The sequence below is a fragment of the Enterococcus sp. BWT-B8 genome (genome assembly GCF_020567625.1).
Taxonomy (GTDB): Bacteria; Bacillota; Bacilli; order Lactobacillales; family Enterococcaceae; genus Enterococcus_L.
In genome coordinates, this window is sequence record NZ_JAJDJV010000018.1 from 1 (window position 1) to 22,982 (window position 22,982).

The following is a 22,982-nucleotide window of genomic DNA, read 5'->3' on the forward strand; positions in this document are numbered from 1 at the left end:
CTCAGTTTGCGTCATCGTGAGTTCATCCTTTATTGATTGGTGTAAGAACCTCAATAATACATGAAATGTTGCGATGACGTTTTTTTATTTTTCTAGGTGGCTAAGTTCATTATAAAATCCGCCTAAAATAATTTTTCGTGAAAACTCCAAAACTTCATCCAAAGTTATTCGGACCAGACCTTTTTTACCAGCCGTGGTACACTTATAAAGTTAGGAACCGGAATAACCGTTTTGTTTGTATTCAGAAAAACGATGGGAGATGAAGGATATTGAAAAGAGACCGGCAACAGCTTTTTTTTATCTTGTTACTGTTTGTTTTATTTGCGTTAACCAATCTTTTATTATTGTTCTTTGGTGAATCTCCTCGAGGCATTTTGCTTAATCTGATTTCCGGTCTAGCCTTTACACCAGTAGAGGTTTATGCCACTGTTTTTTTTCTGGAAGGCTTTTTACGAAAGCGGGAAGAAAAGATAGAAGAGTTACGGGAAGATACAGACTATTTTTCCATCGCTAAAGAAGAACAGGTACAGCTCATCTGGACAATTAAATATTGCTTGCTGGAAAACTTTTCAACAAACACTTATGAAGATGTTGATGCAGCATTTTACAACTTATATGCCCATCGGAAAACCGCACTTTCCGCTCAATTCTGGGAGAGCACACTGTTGGCCGAGCATTTAACTCCTTCAATGAAATCATACAATTTGGAACTCCTCGGAAAGAATCTCTCTCATCTTTCCGCTCTGGAGCTTTCAACAGAAATCGGCAACTATATGCGAAAGGAGATTACTGATTTTTATGCGATTTACTTAAAATTTATTCCTTTGGATATTTTTAAAGAGCTTCACGGTATCTATAAATCCGTTGAGGTCAGTATTTTATTCAGCGACAACGCCTATCTTCTCCAAACTAAACAAGAGCTTATAGAAAAACAAAAGATGAAAGAGCTGACTTCGGAAGAATACGAAAAACTGGCACAAATTTCTCAAACCTTACTGGCAGATATTTACCGACATATGCAGAATATTTCTGCAATGACGATGGAACACTATACTAAGCTGGCAAATGATGAGTAAAATTAAGCCAAAGAAAAGCAAAACGTTACGTGAACAGAAAATGCAGCTTGAAACAAAAGAACTGCCCCCAAAATATGCTGGGAGGCAGTTCTTTTCAACTATTGAAATTTGGTCATCCGTTTATAATTTAATTGTCCACGCCATTCTTTTCACATAACAATTGAAGCTTGTAGATAACACATACTAAGATATAGCAAAACCATTTTTCCATTACCATCCATGAATAGGTAACTAAACCCAAATTACCTGCTTCCACTAATTAAAAATGGCGGCTACTATCCAATTTTCCGGTTTGTATATTCATTCATATTTTTATTTGATTTCCAAAAATAAATCTGCCTCTTTTAAAATCTGCTGCATTCCTTCCATACTTGGAATGTGTCCACTCCTTTCAATTATTTTTGCACTTAAATTAGAGTTTTTACTATTATTCACGAAGGATTTAACCATCATCGTTGAAGTTACACTATCAGTATCTCCTTGTAAAATACGGTATGGTACCTGCATGTTCTTTAACTCTTCAGTTAAATTTACATTCATTAAATCTGTCAATAACCCTCTATTTCTCATACTTCTGTTTATAATTGCAGCTCTTGCATCTTTCAATGTATAATCTGGACTGTTTAAAATTCCTAATAATAATTTACTTAATGACATCTTTTCCCCTTCTTTTGAAAGATATCCGTCTGTATATTTTCGAATCCACCCCATAACTTTCTCTAAATCTTCTATTGTTTTTGGTTCTTTTTCCCACATTGACTTTAATTGTCGCTTTTTCTTCTCAGACATTTTAGCATTCAGTAACGTACCAAATGTTTCCTCATTAAATGCCAGTTCCTTTAGCACCTGCCCGTATATAAGTACTTTATCCACTAAATGCGGGGCTTTTTCAGCTGCTTTAGCTGCCAGAATAGACCCCCAGGATATACCAAAAAGAGTAATCTGATTTTCAGGGAATTTCTTTTTGACCTTTGTAACTAAATCTATAGTCATATTTACAAAATTGTTAATCTTAAAATTTTTGTCTAACCTGCAATTGTTAATCCCGCATCCCAACTGATCCCAATATACCATTATAAATTTATCTGTAAATTCTGGAAACATCCCCCGGCTTCCCGCACAAAAAGGAAAAGGTACTCCAGGCCCGCCATGTAAAAAAATCACAACTGGATTTGTCGCCTTCTTTCCCTCCATCAATATCTTCTGTCTGTACCCTGCCAAGGAATATATCGCTATTTCTGATATTCCATTGTTCTGTATTATTTTTTTTCTCTTTTTATTCATCTTGATCACCTTACTTTTCTTTGATAGTTTTTGTATTCTTTTGAACAAAGCTCTTTAACATTCTTCACTGGCGATTTAACTATCTAAACCATTTAGTAATTAGATGCCTCATTACCATAATTATCTATTTAATCATTAATTTTAAGGCTCTGATATGAAGTTGTTGGATGCTGTTATATCGTTTTTAATAAGCAGCCTAATGTGTTGACCGATCAAAATCTAAGTTATGCGCCAATATAAATGAACAGCTGCTCCTATTAGGAGATGAATACTTCACATTCAAAGATTGTCATACGCATACAGCTATCTCTTCGTAACTGAAGTCAATCAGTTAACAAAATATGAATTCTCTTAATTTTCTGAACAATCAGCGGATGTTCTTCTCTCAGCAGTTTTTCCAAGTACTCAAATAGTTGTTTATGATTTTCAATCTCGTAAAATTCACGAATACTTTTGCTTTTACCATGAAGGAGTCCTTCTAAAATGACAGAAATTGTCTGAGGCAAAGAAATCGTATTTCCCTTCTAGCACACTGGGATGCATATGCCATTCGAACAAGAACATCATTCAAATAATCTTGTGAGCGATTCGGACTTCATCCTATCTTTTTCAAGTCATTACTGTTCTTAATTATACAACAATCTATTTATCAAAACAGAGATTAAGCGAGATACTGATTCAGATTTATAACCCAAGCAGGCTTTTCACCGTCAAAACAGCCGTATCCATTCATTCGGATACGGCTGATCTTCCAATATACATTATGCACGTTTAAACTTTTTCTATATACCCCGATCATGGTTGGCTGCTTTACTCCCTGAGTTGATATCTTTCTTTTCTGCCGCAGTATACACTAGTGTCTACAGCTCAAATACCTTTATCAAATCAGCAGCAACTGGCGAATGATCTTCATTCGTTTCCATAATATCCGCCATATATTCCCACCATTTTTGATTAATCTCTGCAGCAGCTGTTTCCTGCCAACGTTGTTCATCTTCTATTTCCAGATAAGCAAACAACTGGCTGGTTTCCTTTTCTAAAAAAATGGAGTAGCTGATTGCCCCGTATTCATTAAGCATCCGACGCATCTCCGGCCAGAGTTGGGCGTGCCGTTGTTCATATTCCTGGTGTTTATCAGGGTAGACCTGCATAACAAACGCTTTTTTCACCTTTCAACTGCTCCTCTCCTGTATATCTCTTTATCTATGAGACTGGTTATTTCTTCTCCACTTCCCAATACTCTATAAAACAAACTTACCATTTTATAAGATGCCCTGTCTCCTTTCATTAATCAGCTTAAGTCCTCTGGCTGCTCCATCATCTTTAGTCTCCTCCAGAACAACATAGGAAAGTGGGCGGTACTTTTCAATGATTTCAAGAATTGCCAGATAGTTGATCCGTCCTTCTCCAAGATTTACAGGAACAATTCGATCCTTTTGAATTTCAAAATCCTTCAAGTGGACAGCAACAATTTTTTCACCAAAGCTTTCAAAGGCTTCCTTAACAATCCCAACTTGCTCCTGATCATTGCCGCTGTGAATCAAATTGGTAGGATCTAAAATAATACCCAGATAATCAGATTTAACAGCCGTCAAAAGCTGTTTCACCCGCTCAACGGAATACAGCGGATGATTTAGCCCAGGTTCAATCCCAACCATCATCTGATACTTCTCGCCAGTCTCAACCAGACGTTTAATGACGGAAACCAGGTCTTCAAAGGCTTCTTCAGTAAAGTTTTTTTCAGTATAGTATATCTCCGGCAGGACACAGCCGGTTTCAGATGCAACCATTGAAGCACCAAAATAGTGTGCATACTTCAGATATGCTTCAAAGCGCTGCAGCAGGCTCTCTCTTTGAATAGGATCAGGATGAAGCATGTTGATGTAACAACTTAGAAGTCCCACCTCAACTCCCTTCTCGGCCAGCTTGCGTTTTATGAACCGACCCATTCCGGGATTCAATTTATCTGCTCCAGACCATTCCGGAAAAGAGATTCCCAGTGCCAGCTGTAGAGAATAAATGCCCTGAGCTGCTGCTTGTTCTGCCATTTCTTCAATCGTGTTGCATGTTGTCAGATCATGTCCGCGAATCGCATAATTTAACATGTCTTTCCCTCCTAGTCTGAGCATTTCAGCAGCAAGGTTTCATACGCCTGCAGCTGATGCGCTCCCATGGAAAGCAATACTCCGCTCTCCATTTCCATTTCCTTAATCAGTTGATACTCTGCAGACACTCCGCTTAAATTGACCAGATAGAATTGCCGTACACCTGTTTCCTGTTCAATTCGCTGATATTTGACCAGACCATCAGATATCTGCACATACGCAATATCCCGATCATGACACCTGATTTCCTTCATCACAAACTGCTGCCAAGAGGTGGAACTGTTCAGGTTTTCAGGTAAACCACCTAAATAAAAAACTTCGCCAGTACCCACAGGACGTTTCGCCCACATCGCATTTCCTTCAGCAGTTCGCCGCAGAACTTGCCATTTATCAGTCAGAGTCAGAACAGAGACCAAGCCTGCCAATACTTCCTCTGAATTTTCCAACAAACAGGGCTGCTCTTTAGAAGTCGCAAACTGCAGTATATTCTCAACCTCAAGCCAGTCACCAAGCCGATCCAGACCATTATGCTCCGGCCAGGTCAGCATCTCCGTACGATCGCCAGTCAGCGGACCAAAAACAATGCGCCCACCGTCTTCAGCAAAAGCTTTCAGCTTTTCCAGCAGCGTCTGACTGATATAGCGGATAAACGGAACCAGCAATATTTCAAAGGAACCGAAATCGCTGCTTTCCTGTATAACCTCCGCCGACACCCCCTGATGAATCAGAGAGCCGTAGTACTCTGTGATCAAGCTGCGATAATCATAGATACCTCCAGATTCAATTGTAAAAAATCGTTTGGCACAATCGGAATAAATCAGCCCGATTGTCGCCGGCTGATGGATACTGCATAACAGTTGAGGCTTAAGCTGCTGCAGCATCTTTCCAATCTCCGCCACTTCCTGATAACCTTTCCCCGGTTTGCCCCAAGGAGTCACGACAGTACTGTGCGGCTGCTCAACACCGAAGCGATGGCCACGGAAATGCCAGTAACAAAAGCTTCTCAGTCCGCCTGCAAAACCGGCAAATGCCTCAGCAGTCAGATAACCATTAGGATGCGGAGCAATGTAGTTTTCGATATGTCCAGCATGCGACGTACTCGTCTCCAGCAGCATTACTTCCGATACATCTGTTTTCACATTTTTCCAAAGATCCAGATTTAATGTAAACCCGGGATAATTTGCTGCCGGTGCATAGGTATCAAAGGATACGAAATCCAACTCACTGAACAGCTCCTGATTTATCAGGTGAAAGCCCAATGCTGTATTATGAGTAATCGGTATATCCGTTTCCATACGAATCATATGACACAGCCCATGAGCAAATTCATTGAGAGATTCAGCAGTAAAGAGCCGAAACGCATTCATCAGGGAGGAGTTATGAACAAAGGGTGTTCTTAGCGGAAGCGGAATCTCAGCGAAAGAGGTGTATTCCTCACTCCAGATTTTAGTTCCCCACTGCTGGTTCAGATAGGCAATTCTTCCATATTCTGATTGAAGTGCTTTGTGCCACTTTTCCTGACAGGAACAACAGAAGCAAAGGTCCACATGACACTTAAATTCATTGTCCAGCTGAATCCCTATAATATTGTCAAACTCTTTTGTCAGTCGAGCAACTTTTCTGGTTAATAAATAAGCACGATGACGGAAGTACGCATGATTAGTGCAAACATGCTGACGGGAGCCATGTACCATAATAGTTTGATCCTGATTGTGAATACAGCGCTCTGGATGGTCCGCGGTCAGCCAGCGCGGCGGTGTAGGTGTTGGAATACAAAGAAGCACCTGAATCTCTGCTTCGTGATACCATTTCAGATAATGCCTCAGTGTTGAAAAATCATACACCCCTTCTTCGGGTTCCAGACTACTCCAGATAAACTCTCCAATACGAGCAAAATTCATGCCCAAGCACTTCATATGCTGAATATCTTCTTTGACAATCTCCTCCTCCCACAATTCAGGATACATACACGCACCGTAGTAGAGATCATCAAATAATGTCTCTGACCCGGATTCTCTTAATAAAGGCTGCAAACGTAAATACATATAATGTCCCAAAATATCTCCGCCTTTAACAGAAAAGCGCGTATCATCGTAACTGCCTCCGGGATAATTTGCTGCTTCTCCGGGAGCCAGCCAAGTGAAATAAGAACGGGTCTCTTCAATATTCGGTGAATAAGAATAATAGAAATAAGAATACTCATTCAAATCGATTAAGGGAATCTCCTGCTCCTTGGCCAACCTTTTAATTAACAAACACTCCCGCTCCAGGGTATGCTGAAGCATTCCTTCCTGAATTTCGTACCGTTCCGGCGGTGTACAAAGTACCGGTTGTCCACCTGCCTTCCGGGTAGTCAGCACCATTTGCTGCAGATTGCGATAATAATCATTAGGAGAAACTCCACTCATGAATTTTTGGTCGTTGTGCCCAAATTGAATGACTACAATATCATTGTTTTCGATTGCTTCAATCAGCTGCTCCCACCAACCTTCCTCTACGAAGGAGCGAGTAGTAGCACCTGACTTGGCAAAATTTTCCACTTGAATCTCCGGATGCTCTTCTTTCAATTTTTTGCTGAGTCCATCCCCCCAGCTGCTCATGGGATGATTTTGGGAACCATAGTGCGCAACGGTTGAATCTCCGGCTAACAAAATTTTCATAAGACCTTCCCTTCTTTAACAAATAATAAAGACCGGGACTTCGGTTTCAGTCCCGTCCCAGTCTTTTATCATGATCGTTTGTTTTGCTTACAGGCTGATCCCATAAGTCTGAAATGACTCAAGACAACTATCTGCAATGAATGCCAACCATTCCTTCTGCATGAGATCAAAGCCGATCGAATGGACAACCCGTTTGTACCATCATTTCCCGGAAAGTTCCAAAACAGCTCAAAGTTAGGAGCTTTTTTCTTGAAACTCCTCTGGCAGCCATCAAATAAAGTCATACAGATATTCCGAAAATGCTAAAACAACCAGCGATTGACCATAAGCCATGGAAGTCAACGGAATCGTCCGGTAGTAATCCAGATTCTCACCAATAGCAGTACCCACAGAAACCTGCTGCACCTCGCCGGAAGCTGCTACCTGATCAACCAGCGCCTGAATGGCACGTTCGCCGTTCATCTGATATTTCTCATCAATGTATCCTTTGCGCACAGCTTTTAGAATTCCGTATGCAAAGCCGGCAGTCGCCGAACTTTCCTCATAGCTTTGCGGTTCATTGATCAATGTGGACCACAGTCCGGATGCATGCTGATATTCAGCCAAGGCTGCTGCCTGCCGCTCCAGAGTATCAATAAGAAAGGCACGGAAACCATCTCCCGGCTTCAAATCCAGAATATCAATTACCTCGGGAATCGCTATTGTAATCCAACAGTTGCCCCGACCCCACAATGCTTCAGAAAAATTATGATTTCCCTCAAACGTCCAGCCATGGTACCATAACCCGCTCTTTCGATCCGTCAGGTATTTAATATGCAGCATAAACTGCCGCTTAACCTCTTCAAGATAATCATCACGTTGCAACAGTCGACCGATCTTGGCCAACGGCAGCACTGTCATCATCAGGGTATCATCCCACAATTGCTGGAAGCGTTCAGGTCCATAGGTGAGATGCTCGAACCCGTGCTCGCGGGTGCGCGGAAGCTTTTTCATCACCCATTCAGCCCATACTTCTAAATAAGGCAGATAACGTTGATCTCCTGTCTTTTCATACAGGAAAGCCATTGTCAGAAGAGGAGCCATCGTATTGACATTTTTGGGAGGGGCGCCCGTCTGCAGCTGTTTCTCAAACCATTCAAGAACCACCTGATATGCCTGCTCATCCTCTGTCAGCTCATAATACTTATACAAGCCGTATAACCCAACACCTTGAGGCCAGTTCCAGACATTCCAGCTCTTGTCATCAACGACTACATCCTCAAAATGTATAAAGAAATCTCCATTATCCTGAATCGTTGTAAGATTTTCGATAACCAGTGCTATTTTTTCCTGAATTATCTGTTTTGAAACAATATGTTCGACTACGTTGTGATCTTTTTTCATTCTATCAACCTTTCTTTACTTCAGCCCTGTAGTACTGATCCCTTCAACAATATATTTTTGAAACATGAAAAAGATAACCAGCACTGGAATCAGAGAAACAACTGACATGGCAAACATTGCGCCCCAGTTGGAGCTGCTTGAGGAATCGAGAAACTGCTTCAATGCAATAGAAACAGTGTAGCTTTCCGGTTTTGTCAAATACAGCATCGGACCAATCAGCTCTTCCCACTTCCAGTAAAAAGAGAAAATTGCTGAAGTTGCCAAAGCAGGCTTAATCAGAGGAAGGATAATCCGAAAAAAAGTTCCGATCCGGCCGCAACCGTCAATTTTTGCTGCTTCATCCAGGTCCGTTGGAATTCCCTTAATGAACTGCACCATCAGGAAAATAAAGAAGGCCTGTCCAAAATAAGAAGGAACGGTTACTGGTAAAATCGAATTGACCCAGTTCAGCCTATTGAACCACAGATATTGCGGTACCATAATAATTTCCTGAGGAAGCATCATGGTAACCAGTACACAGGCAAACCAGAAGCCCTTCCCTTTGAAAGGAATACGGGCAAATCCATAGGAGATAACCGCAGAGGAACAAACAGCCCCAACTGTAGCAATCAATGAGATTCTCAGTGAATTGCCTATATAGGTCAGGAAAGGCGTTCCTGCAATACCCTGAAAGCCCTTGGTGAAATTCGCCAGGGTCCATTCTCGCGGGAACAGCTCCGTGGCGTTTTTAAAGATATCCGTATTTGGTTTCAGTGAGCTGAAAATCAGCCAAAAAATCGGATAAAGCATCAGTAGGGCGATAATCAAAATACAGACATCAAAAATAATGCTTTGTTTTTTCACTTGTTGCATAATCTCCTATACCTCCTCTGATTCTGAGAATACCCAGAATTTTGATGACGCAAACAACACCAAGGTCACAAGCCCAATGATAATCAGTAAAATCCAGGCCAATGCCGATGCGTACCCCATCTTGAAATCATTGAAAGCCTTTTGATAGACATACAATGAGTAAACCAGGGTACCGTTTCGCGGAGCTCCGGTCCCATTCGAAATAATAAAGGCCGGTGTAAAGGTTAGAAATGATTGAATTGTCTGCATCACCAGATTAAAGAAAATGATCGGGGTCAGGCAAGGCAGTGTAATACCAAAAAACTGACGAATCTTACCGGCACCATCAATCTGGGCCGCTTCATAATAATCAATCGGAATGTTCTTCAACCCTGAAAGAAAGATCAGCATCGAAGAGCCGAACTGCCAGCCGGCCAGCAATACCAAAGTCAGAAGAGCTGTTCCGGGATTCTTAAAGAAATAAACCGGATCAATCCCGATTGATGTCAGTATTCCGTTAATCAGACCTGAATCGCCAAAGATGTTGCGCCACATGATGGAAACCGCCACACTTCCTCCAATGATTGATGGTATGTAAAACAGCACCCGGTATAAGCCGGAAAGTTTAGAGGGACGGTTAATCAGCATTGCGACCGCCAAGGCGATGACCAGACGCAGCGGAACTGCGGTAATTACATATTTAAGAGTGACACCCAGTGACTGACGAAATTTAGGGTCATCAAAAATAATTTTCTTGAAATTATCCAGCCCGCTAAATGTGGCTTCAGTCAGGAGATCATAATTGTGGAAAGCCATAAACAGGGAAATCCCCATTGGTACCACGATAAAGGTCAAAAAGCCGATAATAAAAGGGGATATAAACATATACCCCGATACTGTGTCCTGTTTTTGGGTGGAGAGGCGCCGGAAGCACCCACCTAACCCTTTGATCGAATTACTCATAGTTTTCATCGAATATCTCCTCAGCCTTCGCTGCAAAATCATCATACGCTTCCTTCGGCGTCATGGTCGCATAAGTGATTTCTGCGTACAGGTCTTTAAAGTGACTGTTCAACTCAGAATACCCTACCGGCGGTACAGGTGAAGCAGCGCCAACCATTGATTCGATTTTATCCAAATAATCAGAAGTTGCTTTTTCTGTCTCTGTCATTTCTTCATAAATCGCTTCTTTAGCTGCTGCATTCGCTGGAATTCCACGTTCGGTTCCAATGATCTTATTGGCTTCTTCATCATTTACAATAAAATCAACAAATTTCGCTGCGGCGTCCTTCTCCTTTGACGTTTCTGAAATAGAATAATAGAAGGTTGGACGGTAGTACATTGCTCCTGTTTTTTCTGCATCAAATGGCAGCTCAAGTGAGAACTCCACTCCGTCACTGGCAGACTCCTGATACGTTACGTACTGATTCGTCCATGTTTGTAAATACGCAGCTTCGCCCAAAGAGAATGGGTATTCATCGAAGCTCTTAAGATTGTTTACAACTTCTGCTGTCGGCAGAGCTCCAGATTCGGCAAGTTCTTGAATAGCTGTCATAAAGGTTACGAAGCTCTTCTCAGAAAAAGCCAGTTTGGGTTTGCCGTTTGAATCATATTTATACAGCTCTTCTCCTTGAGTACGCAGATAATACTGCAGTAAAACAGAGTTGTCAGAAACATCCATCCAACCGTATTTGCCGGTTGCTTTTTGGGTATCTGAAACAGATTTGACAAAATCATCAAATGTATACTTACTGAAATCCACCGTTGTTCCCGCTTCATCAGTAATTCCTTTGTTTACCAGCATGGACATGGCATTCATTGACGGTGCAATAGCATACAGCTTATCATTCATTGCTGCAGTTTCGATCAGAGATTCATTGATGTTGGAAATATCGATACCTCCGCCGTCTGCCACAAAATCTGTCAGGTCTGCAAGCTGATTTTTCTCTCCATACTGTGCCAGATAGGACGCATCCATCTGCATCACATCAGGCAGTTCACCGGCAGCTGATTTGGTCGCCAGCTTTTTCCAGTAATCATCCCAGGCACCATACTCATACTCAATATCGATATCCGGGTTCTGTTCCTCAAAAACTTCAATTGCGGCAATGTACTTTTCATGTCTGACTTCGGCTCCCCACCATGTAAAACTGATCTTTGTCTTATCATCGCCGGAAGCTGTCTTCTCTTTTTCCTCACTCCCTGAACCACAGGCTGCCAGTCCTAAAGCAAGTGCACTGATTCCTAAAAAAGCTAAGATTTTTCTTTTCATTTTTTGTTCCTCCTATAAGTCATACTTTCTCTCCGTGTCCGCTTACAACTTTGATTTTATGGCATTTCCTGTAGAATAAAAAGGAAAAAATCAGAGGAAAAATGTAAAAAAACCGACCTCCCTTTTTTTACCTGAAAAAGATAGACACCAGATGTGCTATACTCAAAATATACTAGGGCCGGTCGGAAAACTATCAAGAATCGAACAAGGTCCTTCAATTCTTAGTGGCTTTGCCATTTAGAAATTGATGAGATCAAAACGAAGTCCTTCAATTCTTAATGGCTTTGCCATTTAGAAATTGATGAGATCGAAACGAAGTGTAGTGTAATGTAGTGAGACTCGTAGATACAAGGATTTCCCACTGTTGCAGTAACAGCTAGTGGGATGGTATGCAATGCTCTGATTGAAATAAATGGGCAAACATTTATTTTTCTCACTAAGAGATTACTAGTATGCGAAGCGCTGATGGGGATAAATTTATTACAATTTATTCCATATACAAAGAGGTAGCTGTATGCAGACGACAAGCTTTGAATAGTAAATAGTCATCCCGGAATAGGAGCAGCTGTTCATTTATATTAGAGTACATCCATCAGCCTCATATATAATACTACTGGATATGTTCCATGTTTCTTCGATTAGAAGCATAACTTAGGTTTAAATCGGTCGATACACTAGGGTTTTTATGCAGGTCCTAAATCACATGGCTTATAGGGAGGATGCTTTCATGTTCAAATTCACTTCTTCATTAATGGATATTTTTAGTTACACAGCGTATTTTGTCTATCTTAATCTGTTGTGGCTTCTTTTTTCGGCACTAGGATTGGGATTATTTGGAATCGCTCCGGCAACGGCTTCTTTGATAACGCTTACCTCTGAATTAAGAGAAGAAAAGAACTATCACGGTATCAGGAAATTCTGGGATTTATACAAATCCTGCTTCTTTAAGACAAACACCTATTTCCTTTTAAGTACCTTCTTTTTTTGTCTATTATTATTGAATTTTCGGATCACAAACGTATTTCTCGGGGGAAACCAGCTGCTGAATATCTTGTATCTGGCAGCAGGGGTGTTCGGCTTCTTTATTATCTGGAATTTGTTTTTCAATATTGCCAAAAATCCAGAGCTGACTACCAAAGAGAATTTTTCACTGAGCTTGTTTATGCTGACACGCTTCCCTCATTTAAATCTGACCAATGTACTTTCAGTCTATGCCCTGTGGCTGCTGATTAGCCAGAAGAGCAGCTTACTTCTCTTGTGCGGAGCAACTGTGCTCTGTTACTTTACAGAGTTTTTCCACAGTCGTATGATCGAAAAAACAAAACAACTGAAAAAGCAGTGGGATACGCCATGCTCACAACCATAAAAAGGACATTTAAACAGCTGAGCTTTCGCGATAAATTCCGTGTGCTGATCGGCGGAATTATCATCGTATTTGCTATTTTTTCTCTCATTATCATTCTGGTCTGGCGCAGAGTTCTGGCACAGCAAACCTATGAAAGTGCCTATAATCAGACAATTATGAACTCCCAAAGCCTCTACAGCCATTTTGCCGAGGTAGAGCAGCTGACATATCGGGCTATCGATGATGATGATCTGCAGCGGGAGCTGAAGAGCGCCAATGCAGAGGATCTCTCAGAAGAAGAACGAAATCAGCTGAAGCGCTCCCTGTATTCCAGAGTCAGTCAGTTAACCAGAAACAGCAGCAATATCAACAACAGCTATCTTCTTAATACTAAGGATGATAATTTTGCCAACTTTATGAATAACAGCCGCAATGTCCTTCTTGACCTGTCCGTTAACGACATCAGTAACAAGCTTTCGGATTCGCCGGCCAAAGGGGTTTGGTTCTTTTCAGATTCCCTGTCTCAGGCTGTGTATGCTCGTAAAATTTTTGAAACAAGCGGACCAACACTGAATTTTCTCGGCACGATTATCTTTGTTGTAGATACCAGCTTTATCACTGAAGAGCTGAACAGTAACCCTAATTATTCGGAAGATTTCTTTTTCTTTATAAATTACAGTGATAATTTTCATCATACGCTGCAGCAAAAAGAGGATAAGGATGCTCTGCTGCCAGAGCTCAGGGAGCAGCTGCCCATGGGAAGCAATACCTTTACTCATTTCAACTATCAGGGGACTTCCTACTATGTGACGATTGCCAATCATGAAGCGTTCAATTTCATCTACCTGATTTCGGATAAAAATATTTTGAAGGATTTGGTACGCATCCAAACAATTCTGCTGGCTGCATTGGGGCTTGTTCTCCTAATACTGCTTCAGCTGATTGACCGCTTTACCAACCAGCTGACTCGTCCGATTACTGAACTGGCTGGAAAAATGGCAACTATCCCTCACACCAAACGTCTGGAAGACTTAACCCCCATCAGTGTTCCTGATCAGCAGAATGATGAGATCGTTATCTTGTATAACAGCCACAATGCGATGGTCAATGAGATCAACCAGCTGATTACCGATAATTACAAGATGAAAATTCTGTCTCAGGAAATTGAATTTGTGGCATTGCAAGCACAGCTGAATCCGCACTTTTTGTATAACACACTGGATTCAATTAACTGGCTGGCACTGGCTAACAATCAACAGGAGATTTCCGAAATGGTTACCGCACTCGCTCTGCTGTTTCGAAAGAAAATTGATACCTCGTCTCCAAACACCACACTGCAGGAAGAGCTGGAATTAATCGAAGCCTATGTAACTATCCAAAAAATCAGATTCAGAGAGCGCGTCGAATTCCTTTCACTAATTTTAGTGGAAGATCTGAGCCATCAGATACCCAAGCTGACCATACAGCCGTTGATTGAAAACGCATTCAAATATGCTGTTGAAAAAATGACCGGCTCCTGCCAGATTATCTTAAAAATTGAAAAACAGGCAGAACTGCTGGTTATCTCAGTGACAGACAACGGTCCCGGCTTTGAAGCCAATCTCAATCAAAAAAGCCAATACGGAATTGGACTGAAGAATATCAAGGAACGTCTGGCATTGTATTATGGAGACGACGCAAAATTAACCATTCATTCACAAGCTTATAAAGAAACAACTGTCAGTATATGGATCCCTTTAACTGAACGAAAGGAAGATGAGCATGATAAAACGCATACTGATCGTAGATGACGAACCGCTGATTGCTAACGGGGTCAGTGGTTTGATCAGACAGTTGGAGCTGCCGCTGGATATTGTTCATACTGTTTTTTCCAGCGAACAGGCCCTAACCATCTGTCAATCTGAGAAAATCGATATTGTCGTAACAGATATTAACATGCCTGGACTCAACGGAATCGAACTTATTAAAAAAATCAAAAGCTGTCAGCCTGACAGTCAAATGATTATTCTAACCGGCTTCGGCAGCTTTGATTATGCCAAAGAAGCCATGTCTTTGGGTCTGCGTTTCTTCCTTGAAAAGCCTGTAGAACGTGTGAAGCTGGAGCAGGCTTTAAGCGAATCCATCGAGCTGCTGGATCAGCGGGATATTGAAAACCGTCTTTGGATCAAGCGCTGCATTGAACGCAGCGTCAGCCTTCGGGAAGACATTGATCCTTGGCCCAATGTAATCTCCTTTCCACTCAAAATCATTACCTTTCACAGTGACAGCTATCAACTGATTTCTCAGACAGTTAAGGAAAACAAGCTGTCCAGCCATCTGATCACAGGGTATGTCAAAGATACCGGATACTTGATTACTACACCGAAAAATCAGAATTTTGAGGAACTTTTTGAACAGCTGAAGCAAAATAACCAACTAAATAAGGGGCTTTTTTTCTACCAAACAATTAATAGTCAGCAGGAGCTTCAGACCTGCTTTGAACTCAGCCGTGGAAATTTTGACAAGTCCTACTACTTTGATTCACCGCAGTTTTTTAACGGAACTCACTTGAAAATCAAAGATGTCGTGTACAGCAATGAACAGTTCTCCGGATTCAAAGACCAATTCCTTCACCTGTTGGCTCAAGGTGAGCTGACTAAGTGCAAGATTACAGTGAAGGGGTTTTTCGAGCAGTGTCGGTTAACTTTTTATCCTGTGCAGCTGTTGCAGCTGCAGGTGAACGATCTGCTGAATCTTCTCTTTGAGAAGTACTCCCTGAAAAAAGATTCTGTTTTCGATGACTATTCCTTAAAGGTGATTCTGCTAAGTGACTGCCGTGAGCTGCAGTATCTGCTGATTCACGGGATCGAGCTGTTTGAAAAGCAGACCTGTCTGACTGAAAATACAAGTATTGCTCAAAACGTCAATATCATTATTGAAAGCTACTATAGTCAGGAACACCTTTCCCTCAAATGGATTTCCAACAATCTGCTGTTTTTGAATCCCGAATATATCGGGAAGATCTACTACAAAGAAACAGGTGAACGCTTTAACAGCAAGCTGGCTGCCTATCGCATGGAAAAAGCCATTGATCTGTTGAAAAAGGGCTATCGGGTTTATGAAGCTGCCAATCTGACCGGCTACAGCAATGCCCCGGAATACTTTGTTCAGACCTTTAAAAAGTATACTGGCAAAACCCCTAAGCAATTTGTCAAACAAGCGGAAACAGCTAAATAAATCACAAGGATAGATTCCTTCCTCCAACATAAAAAGACGCTTTTCCCATCTTAAAGGTGGAAAAGAGCGTCTTTTTATGTTGGGGAATCTATTTTTATTGACTGATATACATACATCTTCTCAATTCACTATACAAAAATCTTTACTCTGCAACTATTACTACTTAACCATTAAAATTCTATCAAAATATTTTTATGCACAAAGATATCCCATTATTATGCTATAGTCACTAGTGTTTTACACAAATGATTTGGTACTTTTGTCCAAGAAAATGATAGAAAATGTTAATCTGTGTACTTCAATGAAAAGAACGAGCAGCCCTTCCTCTCACAGTTAATTATATTTTTATCCAATCAACTGTTTATTTAGTGAGATCATCTCAATCAATCCCTGCGCTGCTTCGCTACCCTTGTTCCCAGCTTTTGTTCCTGCCCGCTCAATCGCCTGTTCAATGGATTCAGTAGTCAGCACACCAAACATCACGGGAATATCCGCTTCCAGTCCAATATGTGCTACACCTTTTGCTACTTCATTACTGACCAGTTCATAATGAGTTGTCGCACCTCGAATAACGGTCCCCAAAGTAATTAATCCATCGTACTTTTTGGCACTGACTAATTTCTTTGTAACAAAAGGGATCTCAAATGCCCCCGGTACCCAGTAAACATCAATATTTTCTTCCAGTACGCCATGACGGATTAAAATATCTATAGCTCCGCTGAGCAGTTTGGCATTAATAAATTCATTAAATCGGGCAATGACAATACCAACTTTCATTCCTTTTCCAATAAGCTGTCCCTCAAACGTAGTCATATTCTTCTTCCTCTCTTAATTAGATAATAAATGATGAAATTTTTCTTTTTTCGTTTGCAAATACTTTTTATTTTCTTCTACCGCTGGGATTTCAATTGGAATACGATGCTTCACCTTAATGCCATATGCTTCCAGTTGTTCGATTTTTTCAGGATTATTGGTAATCAAATCAATCTCTTCAACGCCTAAAGCAGCCAGTATATCTGCCGCAAATTGATAATTTCTCTCATCCGGCTGAAAACCCAGAGCCAGATTTGCATCAACCGTATCCATTCCCTGCTCTTGCAATTGATAGGTGCGTAATTTATTTTTCAGCCCAATTCCCCGACCTTCCTGACGCAGATATAAAACAGCCCCCGTTCCTTTCTCTTCAATCATTCGCATTGACTCATGCAGCTGCTCCCCGCAGTCACAGCGATAAGAGCCAAAAATATCCCCCGTTAAACACTCAGAATGAAGCCGAACCATTAACGGCTCCTCCGTATGGCGAATGTCCCCTTTGGACAATACTAAATGTTCTTTATGCTGCTGATCTTCAAAAAGCATTAAGTCAAACTCGCCAAAAACTGTAGGCAATTTAACAGCTGATGTTTTTTCAGCATGAAGATAAGTCACCAGTTCTTCAACTGTAATAAACGGAAGGTTATGCTTCTTTGCAAATACTTCAAGCTGAGGCCGTCTTGCCATGGTTCCATCCTCGTTTAGAATTTCACATATATAAGCCGCTTCACTCCGGTTAACCAGCTTGGCTAAATCAATGGCTGCTTCAGTATGACCACGCCTTTCCAGTACACCCCCTTCTTTACCAATCAGTGGAAAAATATGCCCCGGCCGATTAAACATTTCCGACAGGCTCTCCTTGTTCGCCAACGCTTCAATCGTTTTGGCACGGTCATAAGCTGAAATACCTGTTGCTGTTTCTACATGATCAACACTGACAGTAAAGGCTGTACCAAAGCTGTCCGTATTATTCCCCACCATTTCTGCAAGATTTAAACGATTCGCAATTTTTTTAGAGACAGGAGCACAAATCAAGCCTCTCGCGAAGGTAACCATAAAGTTGACATTTTCAGCCGACACCAGATTTGCAATACCAACTAAATCGCCTTCTGCTTCCCGATCATCATCGTCTGCCACCACAATCAGCTTGCCCTTTTTTAGAAACGCTATGGCTTCCTGAATCTTCTCTCTACTCAATTAAACCAGTCCTTTCCAGTTTGTCGGCTGGTATACACCCAGCTGTGCTTTCACATATTTTCCCAACACATCAGTTTCAATATTTACATAATCGCCACAATTTAATTTCCCTAAATTGGTCTGATCCTTTGAATGAGGAATCAAGCTGACGGAAAAACTCGAACTCGTAATCTGTGTAACAGTTAAACTGACACCGTTAACAGCGATAGAACCCTGAGCAATAATTTCTCCATGAAATGAATCTGGAAAGTCAAATGTAAGAACAAGCGCATTCTCCTGTACTCTTTTTTCTTTAAGGCGAGTCATGCCGTCTACATGTCCGGTAACCAAATGTCCTTCCAAACGCCCTTCATATAGGAGTGCCCGTTCCAGATTTACTTCATCATTCACTTTCAAGCGGGAAAAATTTGTCCGCTGATAGGTTTCCGGCATAATATCTACGGTAAATTGTTGTTGAGTGATTGAAATTGCAGTTAGACAAACCCCGTTTATGGCCATACTGTCTCCAATTTGATAGTCCCTGAGCAATTCTGCCGAAGCTTGGCAGGTAAGCTTTACAGTCTGCCCCATATGGCTCATTCGAATAATTTTTCCTTTTTCCTGAATCAACCCTGTAAACATATCACTCTCTCCTTCCGACAATTCGAAAATCTTCACCGATTTTTTCTATCTCTGTGAACTTCATTGAAGCTAAATGGCTAGTCTCTCGATTACTTGACATCGCCGGAAGACTATTTCCACCCAAGAGAGTCGGTGTCATATAACAAATTATTTCTTCCCAACAATCGCTTGCTAAAAAAGCATCATGGATTATTGCTCCACCTTCTACATAAACAGACTGAATGGTTCTTTCCAGCAGCGCATGGAGTACTGCTGGAATCGTGACTTTTGATAACGAGACTACTTCTACATGCCCTGGCAATTGTTCGGTGTTTACAGCTGCTTCAGTAAAAATCAGTACGGGTGCTGTTTTATCTTTAAAAATATTAAATTGGGGATGCACTAAAACTCGTCCTCTTCGATCCAGCACAATGCGAACGGGAGGAAATGGAGACTTGTTTGTTGATAATAAATTGGGATTATCCGTTAAAATCGTTTCACTTCCCACTAAAATTGACTGATAGCTTCCTCTTTCTTCATGAACCCTTTTTGAAGCCGCTTCCTGCGTTAGCTGTGTTCGTCTTCGGGCAAAAGAAATTTTCCCATCCGCTGACATTGCCTGCTTTAAGGTAACGAACGGCATCTGCCTTTCAAAAAAATAATTGTAGTGTTCGTTTAATGAACGAACCTCTTTTTCCAGAATCCCTGTAATCACCTGGATTCCCTGTTCTCTTAACTTTTCCACACCTTTTCCTGAAACCAGCGGATTAGGGTCCAGCTGCCCAATGACTACGCATTTGATTCCTGAGTTGCTGATTATCGCTGTACATGGCGGCTGCTTTCCATAATGATCACAGGGCTCCAAGGTAACATAGAGTGTTGAATTGAATAATTTTTCGGGAGTTTTACATAAATCAATTGCATTTTTTTCAGCATGCGCTTGTCCAAATTCGAGATGTGCGCCTTGCGAAATCACTTCATTTCCACTAACGATGACTGAGCCAACTAAAGGGTTTGTATAGGTCTTCCCCTGCCCCTTTTTTGCTTCCTCAATTGCCAGCTTCATAAACATTTCATGCAAAATAATTCCTCCTTTCCAAAACAAAACAGCCCCGCACAAATACACAGGGCTGTTACAAATCAAACTCAAAGAAACGATGACAAAAAAAGATACACTTCTCCCGTCAAGTTCTACTAAGTTTTTCTTCTCCCATCCAGACTTTAACTGTCGGTTCCAGAATTTCACTGGATCAACCGCAAATATGCGGGTCACGGACTTCAAGCATTGCTTGTCACCGTCGGTCGGGAATTACACCCTGCCCCGAAGAAATCTATTCAATTAACAGTTTAAGAATACAGTTGTAAAAACAGAATGTCAATCTCTTTCCATACAGCTGATAAATTATTTACAGCAAATAGGTGCCTTCCAATCTTAGAAAAGTAAGTCGATTACAAGATGAGATTTCTTTCCCGAACGTCTTATACGATTTAGCTGCTGAAAGTACCCATCCTTTTATACCAGTCGGCTTTACCTCAATGCCGGATCTTCCAGTATACTGTCCTGCATGTTTTTTAAGGTTTGGATGGAATGCTGCATGCTCTTCTTCTCGTCCTCATCAAGAGGCGTCTCAATAATTTCCCGAATGCCTTCTCTGTTTATAACCGCATTGGAGCCAATACAAACATCTTCACTATTGTATTGTCCTTCCAAATGAACAGAAACCGGCAGCACCGAATTTTCATCCTGCAGAATTGCCTGAGTAATTCGTGCCAGAGCAATTGCTATTCCATAATGCGTAGAGCCTTTATAATTGATAATTTCATAGGCAGCGTTTTTGACATTTTCTGACAGCTTCAAAAGATCCTCCTGTGAAAACTCTGGATGCTGATCCAGCCATTCTGTAATTTTCAACCCTCCGATATTGCCATGCGACCAGACAGGAAATTGTGTGTCTCCATGCTCTCCCAAAATGTAAATATTCACATCTCTTGGATCTATCTGAAATTTTTCGCCTACCGCACTTCTGAGTCTTGCACTGTCCAAAGACGTGCCAGAACCAATTACTTTTTTTGGAGGAAATCCAGTCAGCTCTTTTACATAATGCGTCAACACATCCACCGGGTTGCTGGCAATCAGAAATATTCCATTAAACCCCTCCCGAATAACAGCTTCAACAATGGACTTCATAATAGCGGCATTCCGTTTCACCAGATCCAGTCTGGTTTCGTTTTCTTTTTGAGCAGCTCCGGCTGTGATCACGATCATATCCGCATCAGAACAATCTGCGTAAGTCGCAGAATAGATATTTTTGGGTCCGACATAAGCCAGTCCGTGAGTAAGATCCTGTACATCACCGGCGACTTTGTTCGCATCCAGATCAATAATCCCCACATCACTTCCTACCCCTTGGGCCATCAAAGCAAAGCTGTAGCTTGAACCGACATCTCCATTACCGATTACAATAATTTTATTCATACTCGTTCACCTTCCTGTCTAATAAATATGTTGATTTCAGCAATTATACACTAGGCTTATCTGTTTGCTGCCTTAAAGAATCGGCACAAACAACGCACTGATTTTTTCCTTACATTTTTCAAGCAGCGTTCTCTTTGCCTGCATGGCTTCATTCACTTGACCGGAATTGCTCAGATCAGCAGCAAACTGGTCAGTCAACTCCTCAATCGCCGGTGAAGGACCATAAATAAAGAGTGACAGTTCATGATTAAGATAAAAACTGCGGATGTCAAAATTCGTCGAGCCAACTGTTGCTGCATGATCATCAATAATCATATATTTACAGTGAATAAAAGAAGAGCGGTCATAGGCATACACTTCTATCCCTGCTGAAAGCAGCTCGTCAATAAACGAATTTGTTCCATGATACGAAATCCCACGATCCCCTTTTCCGGGAATGATCAGCTGGACCTTTACACCGCAGCGCGCTGCCCGTCTTAAAGCGCCCAATGTTTCTTCATCCGGAACAAAATAAGGCATGGCAATTTTGATGGAAACAGCAGCCTTACTGATCAGATCGACAAATGAATCTTTAATGACCCGCTCCTTGTCATACGGTCCGCCGTAAATAACCTGAACAATTTCAGAATCTATTGCTGCAGTTTCATTCTCCACTAATGGAAAATAGCGTTTATCATTAACCAGAAAATGAGATAGAGTATACTGCCCTTTATCCAAAAACAGCCAGTCATAAATAAAGCATTCCTGTACCTCAATGACTGAGGGTCCTTGTAAACGAATATTGGTATCTCTCCAGTAGACAAATTTTTCCCCTCGCCCGCTGTATTCATTTCCTATATTCATTCCGCCGACATGAGCAATTTCTCCATCAATAATAACCATTTTTCTATGATTGCGCCAGTTGGCCTTGTTACTCAACCAGGGAGAATTCAACAGGTCATAGGTTCGCACTTCAATCCCCTGACTGCGCAGCTCCTCCAACAGCTGATTCGGAAAAGCAATGGAACCCAGACTGTCATACATAAAACGAATCTTGACTCCCTCTTTTGCTTTTTCTATCAACGCATGAACCAATTCTGTCCCCGTCTCATCCCCTTTAATAATGAAATAAAAAACGTGGATATGGTCTTGGGCCTGCCCGATATCTTTCAATAAAGAGGCAAATGCTTCTTTTCCTTCACTCAAGATGTTCACATAATTCCCATTTGTTGGATATTTAGAGGAAAGATGAAAAATATCCTCCGACAGAGGATGTTCATTTTGAATAATCTCGGGATATTTTTGCAAATGCTCCGACACAAAGTCCTGCAGCTTTTGCTCATCCTCTATCTGTTTCTTTGGCAGCCTGCGCTGATGCGGTTCCTTTCCCAACAGAAAATATAAAATGATGCCAATCAGAGGCAGGAAGAGGAGTGTCAGTATCCAGGCGAATTTGGAAGCAGCATTCCTCTGATCGAAGAACACCAGCTGACCACAAACCAGAATTGCGAAAAGCTCAACTATACCAAGAATAAAACTGAAACTGCTAAAAAAAACAGCCAGCAGAACTACTGCAAGAATCAGCAGGATCAGAAGAATTTTATATTGTTGTAGTTTGCTTTTCATGGTCTCTCTCCCCGTTTATGATTTGATTTAGTGGAATAGTTTTTTTGCAGTAGTACTCTTCTTATCGTTTCCGTCCGACTGAGTACCTCATTAATGAACTCGCATAGTCTGTCTTTTTG

At 41.3% G+C, this 22,982-nt stretch carries 19 protein-coding genes and 1 riboswitch; of the genes, 4 read left to right on the top strand and 15 right to left on the bottom strand.

The window, feature by feature from the left end; genetic code table 11:
- The first annotated feature begins 269 nt into the window (after positions 1-269).
- Positions 270-1,076 (top strand): hypothetical protein, encoded by an 807-nt coding sequence (locus LI951_RS13785; RefSeq protein ID WP_202068081.1) that lies wholly within the window; start codon positions 270-272, stop codon positions 1,074-1,076.
- A 312-nt stretch (positions 1,077-1,388) separates the two neighbouring features.
- Here LI951_RS13785 and LI951_RS13790 read toward each other — a convergent pair whose 3' ends face one another.
- The 9 genes from LI951_RS13790 to LI951_RS13830 all read right to left on the bottom strand — a co-directional run bounded on the left by LI951_RS13790 (position 1,389) and on the right by LI951_RS13830 (position 11,611).
- Complete coding sequence (locus LI951_RS13790) at positions 1,389-2,270, bottom strand: alpha/beta fold hydrolase (protein ID WP_202068082.1); 882 nt, start codon at positions 2,268-2,270, stop codon at positions 1,389-1,391.
- 413 nt (positions 2,271-2,683) lie between these two features.
- On the bottom strand, positions 2,684-2,866 hold the full coding sequence (locus LI951_RS15280; RefSeq protein WP_324254794.1) for a hypothetical protein: 183 nt from the start codon (positions 2,864-2,866) through the stop codon (positions 2,684-2,686).
- 354 nt (positions 2,867-3,220) lie between these two features.
- Positions 3,221-3,529, bottom strand: coding sequence for an L-rhamnose mutarotase (gene rhaM / locus LI951_RS13800; RefSeq protein ID WP_324254795.1), 309 nt, complete (start codon positions 3,527-3,529; stop codon positions 3,221-3,223).
- A 93-nt stretch (positions 3,530-3,622) separates the two neighbouring features.
- A complete protein-coding gene (locus tag LI951_RS13805) occupies positions 3,623-4,465 on the bottom strand; it encodes a sugar phosphate isomerase/epimerase family protein (protein ID WP_229442574.1) in 843 nt (280 codons plus the stop codon).
- A gap of 11 nt (positions 4,466-4,476) precedes the next feature.
- Positions 4,477-7,125 (bottom strand): beta-galactosidase, encoded by a 2,649-nt coding sequence (locus LI951_RS13810; RefSeq protein ID WP_229442575.1) that lies wholly within the window; start codon positions 7,123-7,125, stop codon positions 4,477-4,479.
- 270 nt (positions 7,126-7,395) lie between these two features.
- Positions 7,396-8,508 carry a glycoside hydrolase family 88/105 protein gene (locus tag LI951_RS13815; RefSeq protein WP_229442577.1) on the bottom strand — a complete coding sequence of 371 codons (1,113 nt, stop codon included), beginning with the start codon at positions 8,506-8,508 and terminating at the stop codon, positions 7,396-7,398.
- 15 nt (positions 8,509-8,523) lie between these two features.
- A complete protein-coding gene (locus LI951_RS13820; RefSeq protein ID WP_229442578.1) occupies positions 8,524-9,360 on the bottom strand; it encodes a carbohydrate ABC transporter permease in 837 nt (278 codons plus the stop codon).
- Positions 9,361-9,366: 6 nt separating this feature from the next.
- Positions 9,367-10,311: a carbohydrate ABC transporter permease gene (locus tag LI951_RS13825; protein ID WP_229442580.1), complete on the bottom strand. Its 945-nt coding sequence runs from the start codon at positions 10,309-10,311 to the stop codon at positions 9,367-9,369.
- On the bottom strand, positions 10,295-11,611 hold the full coding sequence (locus LI951_RS13830; protein ID WP_229442582.1) for an ABC transporter substrate-binding protein: 1,317 nt from the start codon (positions 11,609-11,611) through the stop codon (positions 10,295-10,297). The genes LI951_RS13825 and LI951_RS13830 overlap by 17 nt, the downstream gene beginning before the upstream one ends.
- A gap of 727 nt (positions 11,612-12,338) precedes the next feature.
- Between LI951_RS13830 and LI951_RS13835 the strand changes: the two genes are divergently transcribed.
- Genes LI951_RS13835 through LI951_RS13845 form a run of 3 tightly spaced genes read left to right on the top strand, consistent with a single transcriptional unit; the run spans position 12,339 to position 16,172 of the window.
- Positions 12,339-12,977 carry a DUF624 domain-containing protein gene (locus LI951_RS13835; protein WP_202068089.1) on the top strand — a complete coding sequence of 213 codons (639 nt, stop codon included), beginning with the start codon at positions 12,339-12,341 and terminating at the stop codon, positions 12,975-12,977.
- The gene (locus LI951_RS13840; RefSeq protein WP_202068090.1) at positions 12,962-14,746 is read left to right on the top strand and encodes a sensor histidine kinase; all 1,785 of its coding nucleotides are present in this window, start codon (positions 12,962-12,964) and stop codon (positions 14,744-14,746) included. Before LI951_RS13835 ends, LI951_RS13840 begins: the two co-directional genes overlap by 16 nt.
- The gene (locus LI951_RS13845) at positions 14,718-16,172 is read left to right on the top strand and encodes a response regulator (protein ID WP_229442584.1); all 1,455 of its coding nucleotides are present in this window, start codon (positions 14,718-14,720) and stop codon (positions 16,170-16,172) included. Before LI951_RS13840 ends, LI951_RS13845 begins: the two co-directional genes overlap by 29 nt.
- A 345-nt stretch (positions 16,173-16,517) precedes the next feature.
- On the opposite strand, the gene ribE is transcribed toward LI951_RS13845, so the two are convergent.
- The 6 genes from ribE to cls form a co-directional block, all read right to left on the bottom strand.
- On the bottom strand, positions 16,518-16,985 hold the full coding sequence (gene ribE / locus LI951_RS13850) for a 6,7-dimethyl-8-ribityllumazine synthase (RefSeq protein ID WP_229442586.1): 468 nt from the start codon (positions 16,983-16,985) through the stop codon (positions 16,518-16,520).
- 15 nt (positions 16,986-17,000) lie between these two features.
- Complete coding sequence (gene ribA / locus LI951_RS13855) at positions 17,001-18,182, bottom strand: GTP cyclohydrolase II (RefSeq protein WP_202068093.1); 1,182 nt, start codon at positions 18,180-18,182, stop codon at positions 17,001-17,003.
- A complete protein-coding gene (locus LI951_RS13860) occupies positions 18,183-18,803 on the bottom strand; it encodes a riboflavin synthase (protein ID WP_229442588.1) in 621 nt (206 codons plus the stop codon).
- Between the two features lies 1 nt (position 18,804).
- The gene (gene ribD / locus LI951_RS13865; protein WP_420705941.1) at positions 18,805-19,863 is read right to left on the bottom strand and encodes a bifunctional diaminohydroxyphosphoribosylaminopyrimidine deaminase/5-amino-6-(5-phosphoribosylamino)uracil reductase RibD; all 1,059 of its coding nucleotides are present in this window, start codon (positions 19,861-19,863) and stop codon (positions 18,805-18,807) included.
- A 117-nt stretch (positions 19,864-19,980) separates the two neighbouring features.
- Positions 19,981-20,115: riboswitch (FMN riboswitch) on the bottom strand.
- Positions 20,116-20,310: 195 nt separating this feature from the next.
- Positions 20,311-21,258 carry an L-lactate dehydrogenase gene (locus tag LI951_RS13870; RefSeq protein WP_202068095.1) on the bottom strand — a complete coding sequence of 316 codons (948 nt, stop codon included), beginning with the start codon at positions 21,256-21,258 and terminating at the stop codon, positions 20,311-20,313.
- Positions 21,259-21,330: 72 nt separating this feature from the next.
- On the bottom strand, positions 21,331-22,863 hold the full coding sequence (gene cls, locus LI951_RS13875) for a cardiolipin synthase (protein ID WP_202068096.1): 1,533 nt from the start codon (positions 22,861-22,863) through the stop codon (positions 21,331-21,333).
- Positions 22,864-22,982 lie beyond the last annotated feature (119 nt).

What these genes read in the sequence shown, in the direction of transcription:
- LI951_RS13790 (WP_202068082.1), bottom strand. Translation starts at nt 2,270, where the DNA reads ATGGAGGGAAAGAAGGCGACAAATCCAGTTGTGATTTTTTTACATGGC.
- LI951_RS13805 (WP_229442574.1), bottom strand. Translation starts at nt 4,465, where the DNA reads ATGTTAAATTATGCGATTCGCGGACATGATCTGACAACATGCAACACG.
- LI951_RS13810 (WP_229442575.1), bottom strand. Translation starts at nt 7,125, where the DNA reads ATGAAAATTTTGTTAGCCGGAGATTCAACCGTTGCGCACTATGGTTCC.
- LI951_RS13815 (WP_229442577.1), bottom strand. Translation starts at nt 8,508, where the DNA reads ATGAAAAAAGATCACAACGTAGTCGAACATATTGTTTCAAAACAGATA.
- LI951_RS13820 (WP_229442578.1), bottom strand. Translation starts at nt 9,360, where the DNA reads ATGCAACAAGTGAAAAAACAAAGCATTATTTTTGATGTCTGTATTTTG.
- LI951_RS13825 (WP_229442580.1), bottom strand. Translation starts at nt 10,311, where the DNA reads ATGAAAACTATGAGTAATTCGATCAAAGGGTTAGGTGGGTGCTTCCGG.
- LI951_RS13830 (WP_229442582.1), bottom strand. Translation starts at nt 11,611, where the DNA reads ATGAAAAGAAAAATCTTAGCTTTTTTAGGAATCAGTGCACTTGCTTTA.
- LI951_RS13835 (WP_202068089.1), top strand. Translation starts at nt 12,339, where the DNA reads ATGTTCAAATTCACTTCTTCATTAATGGATATTTTTAGTTACACAGCG.
- LI951_RS13840 (WP_202068090.1), top strand. Translation starts at nt 12,962, where the DNA reads ATGCTCACAACCATAAAAAGGACATTTAAACAGCTGAGCTTTCGCGAT.
- LI951_RS13845 (WP_229442584.1), top strand. Translation starts at nt 14,718, where the DNA reads ATGATAAAACGCATACTGATCGTAGATGACGAACCGCTGATTGCTAAC.
- ribE (WP_229442586.1), bottom strand. Translation starts at nt 16,985, where the DNA reads ATGACTACGTTTGAGGGACAGCTTATTGGAAAAGGAATGAAAGTTGGT.
- LI951_RS13860 (WP_229442588.1), bottom strand. Translation starts at nt 18,803, where the DNA reads ATGTTTACAGGGTTGATTCAGGAAAAAGGAAAAATTATTCGAATGAGC.
- LI951_RS13870 (WP_202068095.1), bottom strand. Translation starts at nt 21,258, where the DNA reads ATGAATAAAATTATTGTAATCGGTAATGGAGATGTCGGTTCAAGCTAC.
- cls (WP_202068096.1), bottom strand. Translation starts at nt 22,863, where the DNA reads ATGAAAAGCAAACTACAACAATATAAAATTCTTCTGATCCTGCTGATT.